We start from the raw sequence: 12,860 nt of genomic DNA on the forward strand, positions 1-12,860 counted from the left end.
AGCCCCGCCAAGTCGAACCCGGCAGAGCCCCGCTCAAAGAAAAACAGAATCAGCTGGCGCGGTCCACCACGGCCAGCGCAAAGTTGGAGAGCGAGGCCTTCACAACGCCCTCCGGCAACGGCGCCAGCGCGGCAATGGCTTCATCGGCCCAGCGGCGCGCAACCACCCAGGATTCGGCCGTGACGGGGTGCTCGCGCAGCCCGGCCACTGCAGCAGCCAGCGCATCATCGGAGGTCAGGTCGCCGTCAATCAGCTTCAGGAGCTCGACGGCGGACTGGTCACCGGCGGCGGCATCGCGGCGCAGGAACAGGACCGGGAGTGTCGGGACGCCTTCGCGGAGGTCGGTGCCCGGGGACTTGCCGGACTTTACCTTGACGCCGGTGACATCGATGACGTCGTCGGCGAGCTGAAAGGCCACGCCCACCTTCTCGCCGTATTCCACCAGCAAGTCTTCGTAGGCCTCATCGGCACCGGCGAAGATGGCACCGAGCTGGCCGGACGCCGCCACCAGGGAGCCGGTCTTGTCCGCGATGACGGAGAGGTAGTGCTCCACCGGGTCCTCGTCGGGGCGCGGGCCTACAGTTTCGTGCAACTGGCCGAGGCACAGGCGTTCGAAGGTACGGGCCTGGATGCCCAGCGCACGGGAGCCGAGCTCGGACACCAGGATGGAGGCGCGGGCGAAGATGAGGTCGCCCGTAAGGACGGCCACTGAGTTGCCCCAGACTTCGTGGGCTGTGGGTGCGCCGCGGCGGAACGGGGCCGAGTCCATGACGTCGTCGTGGTACAGCGTGGCCAGATGGGTCAGTTCCACCACCACGGCCGCCTGCACCACGGCGGGCAGTGAAGCGTCGCCGAGGTGGGCGCACAGCAGGGTCAGCAGCGGGCGGACACGCTTGCCGCCGGCCTCGACGAGGTGGCGCGACGTTGCGTCAGCCAGCGGATCGGAGTTGGCTATGGCTTCGCGCAGCTTCTTCTCCACCCGGGCCAGGTTGGTGGTGATGGCGGGGCCCAGCTCGGCATCCTCCGCGATCGCCGCGAAGCCGGCCGGCAGCTGAAGTGCGGTGGCGATGGCGGTGGTATTGAGGCTGGGTTCGGAGCCATGCAGGCCGTGCCCGGCATGCGTCCAGCTGTGGTCTGCAGAGTTGGTCACTGGTTAACCCTAACTTTTTGTTGCGGATACCGCTGGTTCGTAGCCGAAGGGGTGTTGGACGTGGCCGGAACCAGCGATTCCAGGACACGGATTACCCTGTCCTCAAAACCCTTCGCCGCCGGATCAGTCAGGTTGGCGAGCAGCCGGACCACAAAGCGCATCAGCACGGGAATCGGCATCCCCGTCCGCAGCGCGAGCTTCATCACGGAGGGCTTTCCGATCAGCGCGGCAAACGCGCGGCCCAGCGTGAAGTGCGATCCCCACTGCCCGCGCACATAGTCCGCGTACCCGGCGAGGTGCGCGTCGGCGTCGTACGTTGGCCCCGCGGAAACAGAGCGTGCAGAAGCGTCAACGATGAATTCCGCCGCAAACCGAGCAGACTCCATCGCATAGGAGATGCCTTCGCCGTTGAACGGTGACACCATGCCGCCGGCGTCGCCCAGGAGCAGGAGGCCTGGAGAATAGTGCGGCGTGCGGTTGAAGCCCATGGGCAGCGCGGCACCGCGGATCTCACCCACCTGGTTCTCCGGGGTGAAGCCCCACTCGGCGGGCATGGCGGCGGTCCATTCGCGCAGGACCTGCTTGTAATCGAGCTTGCCGAATTCCTTGGACGAGTTCAGGATGCCGAGGCCCACGTTGGACGTGCCGTCTCCGACGCCGAACACCCAGCCGTAGCCGGGGAGCAACTTTCCGTCGCGGCCGGGGAGCTCCAGCCAGCCTTCCATCCAGTCGTCATCGTGCCGCGGCGAGGTGAAGTAGGTGCGCACGGCCACGCCGAGGGGGCGGTCGTCGCGCTTCTGGATGCCCAGCGACACGGCGGTTCGGGTGGAGTTTCCGTCCGCGGCGAGTACGACGTCGGCGCTGAAGTCGCGCGTCTCCCCCGTCTTGCGTCCGGACTCATCCAGGAGCGCTGCGCGGACACCGGTCACGCGGTCGTCTTCAGCCCGAAGGGCTTCGGTGACGCTGTGCCGTTCGAGGATTTCGGCGCCGGCGGCCTGCGCGTGCCTGGCCAATTCCTCGTCGAAGCCCAGGCGGGTGCGGATCAGGCCGTACTGCGGGAAATCGGACACCTCGGGCCAGGGCAGCTCGATGGTCCGCCCGCCGGCAATGAGCCGCAGTCCCTTGTTGCGGCGCCAGCCATCAGTTTCAGGATGTGGCAGGCCGAGCTTCTGGATTTCGCGGACTGCGCGCGGGGTGAGTCCGTCCCCGCAGACCTTCTCGCGGGGGAAGCTGGTCTTTTCCAGGACGGTCACACTGATGCCCGCCTTGGCAAGGTAGTAGGCAGCGGTGGATCCGGCCGGCCCGGCGCCGACAATAAGTACTTTCACAGGTATCAGCGGGTGATGTTGCGGCGAAGCTTGGCCACGGGGCCCTTGTGCGCGGCAATCGCGGCAGCGCTGCCGTCAGGAGTTGATTCGAGCGGCTTGGTGGCCCGGTGGACGGCCACGATTCCGCCGGTCAGGTTGCGGTAGGTGACCTTTTCCCAGCCCGATTCCTGCAGCCAGGCGGCCAGGTGGTCCTGGTCCGGCCAGGCGCGGATGGATTCTGCCAGGTAAACATACGCATCCGGGTTTGAGGCAACCTTGACGGCGATGGCGGGCAGGGCACGCATGAGGTATTCGGTATACATCGTGCGCCAGAGCGGCACCACGGGCGCGGAAAACTCGGCGATGACCAGCCTGCCGCCGGGCTTGGTGACGCGGAGCATCTCGGCCAGCGCCTTCTTGGGCTCGTTGACGTTACGCAGGCCAAAGGAGATGGTGCTGGCGTCGAAGCTGTTGTCCGCGAAGGGCAGGTTGGTGGCGTCACCGGCAACAAAGTTGATGTCCGGGCGGCGGCGCTTGCCAACCTTGAGCATGCCGAGGGAGAAATCGCACGCTACGATGTCTATGCCTGCATCGGCATATGGCTCGCTGGACGTCCCGGTTCCGGCGGCGAGGTCGAGCACCCGCTGGCCGGGACGCACGTCCACGGCATCCACCACAATCTTGCGCCAGCGGCGCGTCTGTCCCATCGACAGAACATCGTTGACGACGTCGTATTTTGGTGCGACGTCGTCAAACATCGTGGCTACTTCGTCCGGACGCTTATCCAAGGATGCTCGGTTCACTCCGTCATTGTCTCAAATGTTCTGCAGGCCCCCTAACCGCAGGCAAATCTTGGGCTGTGGGCTGAAAGTACCGCCGAGTAGCGTGCAGAGTACTGTTGTCTCATCATGACGAGCACGTTCCGCACCCTCACGGTCCCCCTGGATGGCAACGCGTCCGCCGGCGGACTTCCGCAGTTCCTGGTCCGGGACGACGTCCTTTGCTGGACCCGCCGCGAAGCCGGCCTGGTGGGCTTTGGTGAGATCACGCGTTTTACCGCGACCGGGCCGGAACGTTTCCTCGAGGCCGACATCTGGTGGCGCCACCTCGTCCTCGAAGCTGACATCACCGACTCGGTGGTCCTGCCCGGCACGGGACCAGTGGCCTTCGGCTCCTTCGCCTTCTCGAAGAAGTCCGCCCACGAATCGCGCCTGATCGTGCCGGAGATCGTGGTGGGCGTCCGTGACGGCCAGTATTGGCTCACCCAGTTAACGTTCGACGACGGCGAACTCACCACAGAGGGCGCCCTCGGCGCCCTGGACCGCTGGCTGAGCGGCGGCAGCACCGGGGACGGCACCCCGGGCGAGGTCCCCGCCGGGGCGGGTGACGCCGTCGTACGTCCTTTGCCGTTGGCCGCTCGGGCGACCCTGCACACGGGGTCGCTGAGCGAGGAAGACTGGATGGCCGCGGTGACTGCCGGTGTGGAGGAGATCCGGACCGGGGCGCTGGAGAAGCTGGTGCTGGCGCGGGACATCGTGGCCACGATGCCGTCCGGCGTGAACGCCGCGAAGGTGCTGCGCGAACTGGCCGTCCGATACCGCGAATGCTGGACGTACGGGGTTGACGGGCTGGTGGGCGCGACGCCCGAGATGCTGATCCAGGTGGAGGGCCGCACCGCCCAGGCGCGCGTTTTGGCCGGCACCCTGGACCGCCGCGACGCTCACGGCGAGGACGGCATCCCCATGGACTACGCCGAGCGTGTGCTTGCGGGGTCGGAGAAGCAACGGCACGAGCACGAGATCGCGATCCAGTCACTGACCTCGCAGCTGGCGCCGTTTTCCGAGGCCATGAACGCCCACGACGAGCCCTTTATCTTGGAACTGCCCAACGTGTGGCACCTGGCATCGGACGTGAAGGCCGAGCTCACCGAGGTGGAGGGCCACGTGCCCACCTGCCTTGCGCTGATCAACGCCCTGCACCCGACGGCGGCCGTCTGCGGCACCCCCACCCAGGTGGCCGGGGCCCTCATCCGCAAGCTCGAACACTTGGACCGCGGGCCGTACGCCGGACCGGTGGGCTGGCTGGACGCGGCCGGCAACGGCGAATGGGGCATCGCACTGCGCGGGGCGGTCATCGAGGATCCGCATACCGTGCGGCTATATGCCGGTTGTGGAATCGTTGATGGCTCCCAGCCCGAGGCCGAGCTGGCCGAGACGTGGGCGAAGTTCCGGCCAATGCTGGAGTCGCTGGGGATCAGCAACTAGGTAGCAGCACATGTCGGTTTGGACCCTCAAAACGACATCTACTGCTACCCAGTTGGGCGCGCGTCCGGAATTCCAGACACAGGCGCGCCTCAGACTCTTGCATATGGCTCGGCATTAGTTATCCAATAGTGAAACTAAGTTTCGTGTGATGCACATCTCTCATTCGGCGATACACTATGAACCGATTTAGTACCGCATACTCCTGCAACAAAAGGTAAATAAACATGCAGCTCAAGTCCCTGGCCCAGGCCAAAATCGCCGCCAAGGCAGCAGCAATCCTCGCCGCCGGCGCCCTGACCCTCACTGCCTGCGGCGGCAGCTCCACGCCGGCAGCTTCAGAAGGCGGCGTCCAGCTCATCAATGCAGGCAAGCTCACCGTCTGCTCGGACGTCCCCTACGAGCCGTTCGAATTCCAGAAAGACGGCAAGATCGTTGGCTTCGACATGGACATCGCCAACGAGATTGCCAAGGACCTCAAAGCCGAACTCAGCGTGGTTGACAGCTCGTTCGAAGCCATCGAGACCGGAACCGCCCTCACCGGGTGCGACCTCTCCATCTCCTCGGTGTCCATCACTGACGTCCGCAAGTCGGTGATGGACTTCTCCAACCCGTACATGGACGATGACCTCACGTTGGTAGCCACCACGGCATCCGGTATCACGGACATCAACAGCGCCAAGGGCAAGAAGGTCGGCGTCCAGCAGGCCACCACCGGCGCCAAGTACGCAGCGGATAAAGGCATCGACGCACAGCAGTTCGAGGACAGCGGCCTCCTGGTCCAGGCCATCCAGGCCGGCACCATCGACGCCGCCCTGGGCAACCAGTCCATCCTGGCCTACGCCATCAAGGATGACCCCAAGTTCAAGCGCGTGGAGGACTACACGTCCGGCGAAAAGCTGGGCGTCTCCATCAAGAAGGGCAACACCGCCATGGCCGAGAAGGTCAACGCAACCCTGAAGCGCATCACCGACGACGGCAGCCTGAAGAAGTTCGAAACCACCTGGTTCGGCGAGGCCGCCAAGTAAGACTCTTTCGGACTGAGACTTACACAGCCCTGAGAACGACGCCGCTGGGGCCCCTGATGAACTGCACTGCAGTACGTCCGGGGCCTCAGCCACGCAAATGAATGTGAGCACCCTATGGCAATGACCGCACGTCAACGGGCCAGAGTAAGCCTGTATATCCAGATCGGCATCTTCGTAGTGGCCGTGGCCGCGCTGGTCCTGGCCATCGACTGGAAGACCGTCGGCAACAGCGTCTTCAACTTCGCCAAGATCGGCCCGATGTTCCCGGACATCTTCCTGGTGGGCCTCAAGAACACCCTCATCTACACGTTCCTCGGCTTCGTGGTGGGCCTTTCCGGCGGCCTCCTGCTGGCCTTGATGAAGCTCTCCACCTTCCCGCTGTACCGCTGGCTGGCCACCGGCTACATCGAGTTCTTCCGCGGCGTCCCGGCCCTGCTGGTGTTCATCGCCTTCGGCTACGGTGTTCCGCTCGCGTTTGGCGTTCAGTGGAACGTGACCCTGATCGTCATGATCTCGCTGGGTATGGTGGCTTCGGCATATATCGCTGAGACCCTCCGCGCCGGCCTGCAGGCTGTGCCCAAGGGTCAGCTGGAAGCCGCGCGGTCGCTCGGCATGCCGCAGTGGCGGGCCATGGTTTCCATCGTGATTCCGCAGGCGTTCAAGATTGTGCTCCCGCCGCTGACCAACGAGGTCATCCTGCTGACCAAGGACTCCTCGCTGATCTACGTCCTGGGCCTGACCGCGTCACAGTACGAGCTCACGAAGTTCGGCCGCGACGGCATCTCCAGCCTGGGGGCCGGCCTCACGCCGCTCCTCGTGGCGGGTGCCTTCTACCTGGTCATCACCATCCCGCTGAGCCTCCTGGCCCGGAAGTTCGAAAGCCGCTCCGCGCGGACCAAGCGATAGGCAGGGAAGCCATGAACGACGTCGTAAATTCCTCCTCCGGCAGCACCAGCACCATCCACGCAGCCGGTGTTTCCATCAAGGACCTGCGCAAATCCTACGGGTCCAACGAAGTCCTCAAGGGCATCAGCCTGGACGTGGCACCGGGTGAGGTGGTGTGCCTGATCGGGCCCTCCGGCTCCGGCAAGTCCACCTTGCTGCGCTGCGTGAACCTCCTGGAGCAGCCCAACGAAGGCGCCATTCATGTGGGCGGCTTCGAAGCTACCGACCCCGACGTGGACATCGACAAGATGCGCCGCAAGGTGGGCATGGTGTTCCAGCAGTTCAACCTGTTCCCGCACCTGAACGCCACGGCGAACTGCACCATCGCCCAGACCAAGGTCCTGAGGCGCTCCCAGGAAGAGGCCGACAAGGTGGCCCGGCACAACCTGGACCGTGTGGGCCTGGGACACCTGGCCGACCGTTTCCCGGACCAGCTGTCCGGCGGCCAGCAGCAACGCGTGGCGATTGCCCGCGCGCTGAGCATGAGCCCCGAGCTGATGCTCTTCGACGAGCCAACCTCCGCGCTGGACCCCGAGACCGTAGGCGATGTCCTTTCGGTCATGCGGAACCTGGCCAAGGAAGGCATGACCATGCTGGTGGTCACGCACGAGATGGGCTTCGCCCGCGAGGTGGCCGACCGTGTGGTGTTCATGGACGGCGGAGTGGTGGTTGAGGAAGGCGTGGCCGAGCAGGTCATTTCCGCACCCACCCAGGCCCGCACCAAGGAATTCCTGCGCCGCGTCCTTGATCCGACCCACATCGAGATCGAGGAGTAGGCCGGGTTTCGCCGCCCTCGACGCGCATGTTCCGTGTCGACGCGCAAATTCCCTGGCGCGACCGAAATACCGGCCGCGCCAGGGAATTCGTGCGTCACGGACGATTTTGCGCGTCGAAATCCGCGGAACGCGTACGACGGCGGGGCACACCCGCCGCTGACAGCATGCGTTCCAGCTTGCCGGGTTCCATGAGGTCGGCCCAGTCCCACCTCACTACGTTCATCCCGGTGGCACGGATCCGGTTCTCGCGTTTCTTCTCCTCCACCACGGCCTGCGACGGCGTCCGCCCGTTAAGGAACTCGGCCTTGACGTACTTCTCCACGCCATCGAATTCGCCAACCACTTTGGCCTGCTTCCAGTAGAAATCTGTGTAGCCCACGAGCCCCTCCGCGTCGTAAATGGCGTGCTGGAGGACCGGAGCCTCAAAACCAGCCACGCGCATCCTCGAACGACTGTAGGACTCCCCCGCCGAACCGGACAGTGGGTCCGCGAAGGCGATTGCAGCCCGTATCCGGCGCCCCGCCGCGGCCGAATAGTTCGACCCGATGCCTGCCTCCAGTTGGTCTTTGGTAAGAGCAGGCAGTTGACGGGCCCGATCCGGCCTCAGCACATGGTCCACGGGCGCAGCCGCCTCCGCGAACGGCGTGAACGCGGCCAAGTCCAGGACGGTGCGGGTGCGGCCCGTGACGAGCAGGCCCTCCCGCCGCACGACAGTCAAACCCGCCGGATCAGCAAAGTGGCGGCGAACTCCGCAACGCGACCGGCCGCCGTCGTTCTTCATTGTCAGGGCCTGGACCTGGTGGTGCACGCCAAGGGTGGGAATTCCCCACACGCTGGCCGCAGAGTGACGGGCAAACACGATGGGATTCTCGAACGTTTCCGCTGCTGCCTGGACGCGCAGCCGGTACTGCTCCCAAGGCTTAAGCCCCTTCCAGGCTGCCCCGTCGGTGTAAACGCCTTGCCGGACCCGGACAAGGGCACCGGCTTTTACACGTTTGGCCAGTTCATTCGGTGTGAGGCCGTGCTGAATGCGGTCGCGGGACAAGAGCAACGGCGGAACGTCTGTCATACACCGAACATGCCAGCTGCTCGCCCTCACCGGCAGGTTCGGGTTCCGCTATGTGGAGAAGCTGATGGCGACGCGCATGTTCGATTTCGAAGTACGGGTCCCCTGGCGCGCCCGTTATATGGCCCGCGCGAGGGAAGATCCGCATCGAAAACGAAGGGCCTGGTCGCCAGCTAGCGGCCGAGGACGCCGGCCACCGCGGCGGAAACGGCGGCCCTAATGCGGGCGTGCAGTTCCCGCAGGCCAATCCGGTCCGTTCGGACCTCCACGATGCTGCGCCCTTGGATAGGCGCGGCAAGCGCTTCGGCGAGGCCCGCCGTCGTCGTTACCGCGCAATGCCCGACGCCGTACGCTGCGGCGAGTGCCGCAAAGTCCACCGTGTGGGGGGTGCTGAATAGGCGTTCCACGGCGTCCGTGTAGCCTCCCGCGTCGCGCACCGCGCCGTGCTCGAGCAGGTCGAAAATAGCGCCGCCGGCGTCGTTCAGCACCACAATCCGCAGGTCCGGAACAGCTTCGCCCGGCCCGAGGAGCAGGCCGCCGGCGTCGTGCAGGAACGTGACGTCGCCCAGCAGCAGCGTGGTTTCCTGCCGGCCGCCGAGCGCGATTCCGGTGGCGCTGGAGATGGTGCCGTCGATCCCGGCCAGGCCACGGTTCGCGTAGACGGTGGCGGCTGGCTCGGCGGCGGGCAGGCCTGCGAGATCCACGTCGCGGATGCCGTTCGAGGAACCCAGCATCAGCTGGCCGCGGGCATTGCTCCACACCAAAGCGCCGACGGCCGGGCCCAAGGCGGCGTGTTCTGAAGTCAGAACCCCGTCGAGGGCGTGCTGCGCGGCGGACCCGGCGAGCAGCCAGGTATCAAGCCAGTCGGACGGGCCGCGGCCCGCGAACTCTGCAAGGTCGGCCAGGCTTTCCAGCTTCAGTTCGGTACGCCGGCCGGGCTCGTACCAGGCCACCGGCACCGGCTGGTAAAGGGCGGAAGGGACGTCAGCCCGGGCAAGAAGGGCCGAAACCGGCCGGGAGAGCGTGGGCCGGCCGAAGAGCACCACGCGCTCGATGGGCTGCGCCGCGTCCGGTCCGAAGTGCGATAGCAGCAGCCGGTACGGGCCCACGGCGTTCGGCCCGAAACGGGCGTTGGAGGACGGTTCGGCCAGCAGCGGCAGGCCGTGGGCGCGGGCGAACGCTTCGGCGACAGGCCCGGCGTCGTGCCCTGCCAGCACCACGGTGCGGCGTTCGCTGAGCGAAGAAGCGGCCGGCGGCAGGTTCATGGTGAGCGGCTGGGTGGCGATGCGGAATTTCTGCCGGCCAGCGGCCGTCGGAAGCTGCTCCCCCGGCTCAGGCACCAGCGGGTCCCGGAAGGCCAGGTTCAGTTGGACGGGACCGGGGGCGAGCTCGGAGAAGGCGCCGGTGGCTGCGGCGAGCGCCGTTTCCACCGCGCGGAGCGGGCTGCTGCCGGCGGGAACATCGGCCGCGAACCGGACGTGCTCGCCGAACAGGTCCAGCTGGAACGTGGTCTGGTTGGCGCCCGTGCCCAGCAGCTCCTCGGGCCGATCCGCGGACAGCACCACCAACGGGACCGCCGCGTGGTTGGCCTCCATGACGGCTGGCATGAGATTCCCGACGGCGGTGCCGGACGTGGTGAGGACGGCCGCCGGAGAGCCGGTGGACAGGGCGAGGCCCAATGCCGTGAAGCCGGCGGACCGCTCGTCGATCCGGACCAGCAGCTCCACCCGGCCCGCCGCGGAAGCCTCAGCCAGCGCATACGCCATCGGAGCCGAGCGCGATCCCGGCGAGACCACCACATACTCCACACCGCCATCGAGCAGGGCGCCGACGGCGATCCGCGCCGCCTCGAGCGACGTCAGGGAAGGCCCGGCCGGGGCCTCCGCGGCCTGGTCCGGCGAAGAGCCGGCAGCGTCCGGCGAAGAGGTGGCGGGGTCCGGGTCATTCAGCGAAGTCACCGAACCAGTCTGCCACCCCCGGACGCTCTCTCACTTAATGCGCTTAAAAGCCGAACGCTCTATCACTCCCCGGCGCCGGGGCGACAGGAGGTGATAGAGCGTTGGCCAAAAACCCACATTAAGTGAGAGAGCGTCGTGGCGGGAGGCCGCAGACTAGCCGGCGAACACCTGGATCACTGACGGACGGGGCGCGCGCACCTGGCCGCGTGCCGGCGTCGCACCTTCAGTAACGTAGTCCGGGAAGAAGGAGAGCTGCTTATCGAAGGAGCCGTCCTCACCCGGGTGCTGCACGGAGACGAACACGGTGCGCTCCTCGTCGTGAATGATCGGGCCGCAGGTTTCGCCGTCCCGGGGAACCGCCAGGAACTGTTCCACCTTGCCGCGCTCGGCGCCTTCGAGGGTGACCTTGAAGAGGCCGTCGGCCTTGCCGATGCCGGAGGGGGCGCCGTCGGTGGAGATCCAGAGGTTGCCCACGGAGTCGAACGCGAGGTTGTCCGGGCAGGAGATGGGCGAGACCTGATCCACCGGGAAGCCGGAGAAGTAGGTGACGTCGCCCTGGGCCGGGTCGCCACAGACCATGAGCAGGTTCCACGTAAAGGTGGTGGAGGTCTGGTCCCCGGTTTCGGTGATTTCCACGATGTGGCCGTCGCGGTTCTCGTTGCGCGGGTTGACCTCGGTGGCGCCTTCCTTGCCCGCCTTGCCGCGGTCGGAGTTGTTGGTGCAGGCCACGTAGACCTTGCCCGTGAGGAGGCTCGGCTCCACATCCTCGCAGCGGTCCATCTTGGTGGGGCCCACCTTGTCTGCGGCGAGGCGGGTGTAGACCAGAACCTGCTCCACGGACATATCGCGCACGCAGGACTGGCCGTTTTCCACCAGCGGCAGCCACTGGCCCGTGCCGTCGAACCCGCCGTCGGCAGGAACTGTTCCCTTGCCGTCAATCTCAGCGGCCGCGGCGCTGCCGGTGAACTTGGCCACATAGAGGTTGCCCTCGGAGAGCAGCGTCATGTTGTGCTTGCGGTCGCCTTCGCGGTACTTGGCCTTGGAGACGAACTTGTAGAGGTAATCGAAGCGCTCGTCGTCGCCGGAGTAGGCAACAACATGGCCGGAGTCGGCGATGATGACGTTGGCGCCTTCGTGCTTGAAGCGGCCCAGTGCGGAGTGCTTCTTGGGTGTGGAGGTGGGATCGAACGGGTCAATTTCCACGATGTAGCCGAAGCGGTTGGCCTCGTTCTCGTAGCCCGGCTTGCGCGTGTCAAAGCGGTCTTCGTCGATTTCCCACTGACGGGCTGTGGCCTTGGAGCTCAGTCCGTAGCGCTTGTCCTCGGGGGAAACGCCCGGGGAGACGAAGTAGCCGTTGAAGTTTTCCTCGCCCGAGAGGATGGTGCCCCAGGGAGTGGTGCCGCCGGAGCAGTTGCCGAGGGTGCCCTTGATGAAGCGGCCCTTCGTGTCGTCCTTGGTCTGAACCAGTGCGGAGCCGGCAACCGGCCCGGTCAGTTCGTAGACGGTGTTGTTCAGGTAGCGGCGGTTCAGGGGCGCGCCCTTGACGTAGCTCCACGGCTTGGTGGTGTTCTTGCGCTCCAGCTCGACCACGCTGAGGCCGTGGGCGGCCTGGCCGACCGCGCGGACGTCGGCGGCGGGCATCGTGGCCGGGAACATGATGCTCTCGTTGGTGTATTCGTGGTTCGCGAACAGCACCGCGCGGCGGCCCTTGGTGCCCGGGATCTCCACGATGTCGGTGTAGTCGTTGTTGTAGCCGAACTGCTTCTCCTGCGCTTTGGCAGTCTGGTTGTTGAGGTCAAAGTCCGGCGCGTCGTGGAAGATGGGGTCGCCCCAGCGGATCACGGGCTGCCAGGTGAATCCTTCGGGGACGGTGACGGCGTCAACGGCGGCATCAACGGATGCAATCGGCGTGAACTTCAGCTTCGACTTGCTGAAGCCTTCCTTTGCGGCGGGTGCCAGCCCGGGACCCCCGGCAACTGCCGGTTCCGCTGAGGCAACGGCACTGCCAAGTACGACGGCGAGCGCACCGGCGGCGCCGAAGCCCAGGGCGGCGCGGCGGGACATGGTGGCGGACGCAATGTCGCGGAAGTAGCTGTTGGAGCTGGTGTTGCAGACATCGCCGGCGCAGGCGTTGTCGCACTTCAGGGCGCAGGTGACGGCACTGCGCTTCCCCTTCGTGTGGCCCAGCATGGGCAGCAGGTTGAACTTGCGGTTTGTCGTTTCAGACAAGGTTTGCCTCCAATAAGACGATCGGGTCCCGCCCACCCTGTCAGCCGGTTCCGACCCGGAGTCGTCAGCCGGATGAAGTTCCGGTTAACCCCCGGTGACCTGCAGAAACTGCGAGAGCGTCCCGAAAGAACCCACATTAA

Annotated in this window: 10 protein-coding genes; 4 read left to right on the top strand and 6 right to left on the bottom strand. The window is 66.0% G+C overall.

What is annotated here, in order from left to right:
- Positions 1 to 49 precede the first annotated feature (49 nt).
- From AC1MCD_RS15055 to AC1MCD_RS15065, 3 genes are read right to left on the bottom strand one after another with little or no spacing between them, the layout of a single operon-like run.
- Entirely contained in the window at positions 50 to 1,150 is a 1,101-nt protein-coding gene (locus tag AC1MCD_RS15055; RefSeq protein WP_498673058.1) for a polyprenyl synthetase family protein, read from the bottom strand.
- The gene (locus AC1MCD_RS15060; RefSeq protein ID WP_498673059.1) at positions 1,147 to 2,478 is read right to left on the bottom strand and encodes a geranylgeranyl reductase family protein; all 1,332 of its coding nucleotides are present in this window, start codon (positions 2,476 to 2,478) and stop codon (positions 1,147 to 1,149) included. Before AC1MCD_RS15060 ends, AC1MCD_RS15055 begins: the two co-directional genes overlap by 4 nt.
- A 5-nt stretch (positions 2,479 to 2,483) precedes the next feature.
- A complete protein-coding gene (locus tag AC1MCD_RS15065) occupies positions 2,484 to 3,260 on the bottom strand; it encodes a demethylmenaquinone methyltransferase (RefSeq protein ID WP_498673060.1) in 777 nt (258 codons plus the stop codon).
- Positions 3,261 to 3,365: 105 nt separating this feature from the next.
- Between AC1MCD_RS15065 and AC1MCD_RS15070 the strand changes: the two genes are divergently transcribed.
- From AC1MCD_RS15070 to AC1MCD_RS15085, 4 genes are all read left to right on the top strand, one after another.
- Complete coding sequence (locus AC1MCD_RS15070) at positions 3,366 to 4,721, top strand: isochorismate synthase (RefSeq protein ID WP_498673061.1); 1,356 nt, start codon at positions 3,366 to 3,368, stop codon at positions 4,719 to 4,721.
- Between the two features lie 224 nt (positions 4,722 to 4,945).
- Complete coding sequence (locus AC1MCD_RS15075; RefSeq protein ID WP_498673062.1) at positions 4,946 to 5,746, top strand: ABC transporter substrate-binding protein; 801 nt, start codon at positions 4,946 to 4,948, stop codon at positions 5,744 to 5,746.
- Between the two features lie 114 nt (positions 5,747 to 5,860).
- Positions 5,861 to 6,652, top strand: coding sequence for an amino acid ABC transporter permease (locus tag AC1MCD_RS15080; RefSeq protein WP_498673063.1), 792 nt, complete (start codon positions 5,861 to 5,863; stop codon positions 6,650 to 6,652).
- An 11-nt stretch (positions 6,653 to 6,663) separates the two neighbouring features.
- On the top strand, positions 6,664 to 7,467 hold the full coding sequence (locus AC1MCD_RS15085) for an amino acid ABC transporter ATP-binding protein (protein ID WP_498673064.1): 804 nt from the start codon (positions 6,664 to 6,666) through the stop codon (positions 7,465 to 7,467).
- Between the two features lie 94 nt (positions 7,468 to 7,561).
- Here the strand turns inward: AC1MCD_RS15085 and AC1MCD_RS15090 are convergent, their stop codons facing one another.
- From AC1MCD_RS15090 to AC1MCD_RS15100, 3 genes are all read right to left on the bottom strand, one after another.
- Positions 7,562 to 8,536, bottom strand: coding sequence for a hypothetical protein (locus AC1MCD_RS15090; RefSeq protein ID WP_498673065.1), 975 nt, complete (start codon positions 8,534 to 8,536; stop codon positions 7,562 to 7,564).
- A 170-nt stretch (positions 8,537 to 8,706) separates the two neighbouring features.
- Entirely contained in the window at positions 8,707 to 10,491 is a 1,785-nt protein-coding gene (gene menD / locus AC1MCD_RS15095; RefSeq protein WP_498673066.1) for a 2-succinyl-5-enolpyruvyl-6-hydroxy-3-cyclohexene-1-carboxylic-acid synthase, read from the bottom strand.
- A gap of 153 nt (positions 10,492 to 10,644) precedes the next feature.
- Positions 10,645 to 12,720 (bottom strand): PhoX family protein, encoded by a 2,076-nt coding sequence (locus tag AC1MCD_RS15100; RefSeq protein ID WP_498673067.1) that lies wholly within the window; start codon positions 12,718 to 12,720, stop codon positions 10,645 to 10,647.
- Between the last annotated feature and the right edge of the window lie 140 nt (positions 12,721 to 12,860).

The sequence above is a fragment of the Arthrobacter sp. BF1 genome, assembly GCF_056680215.1.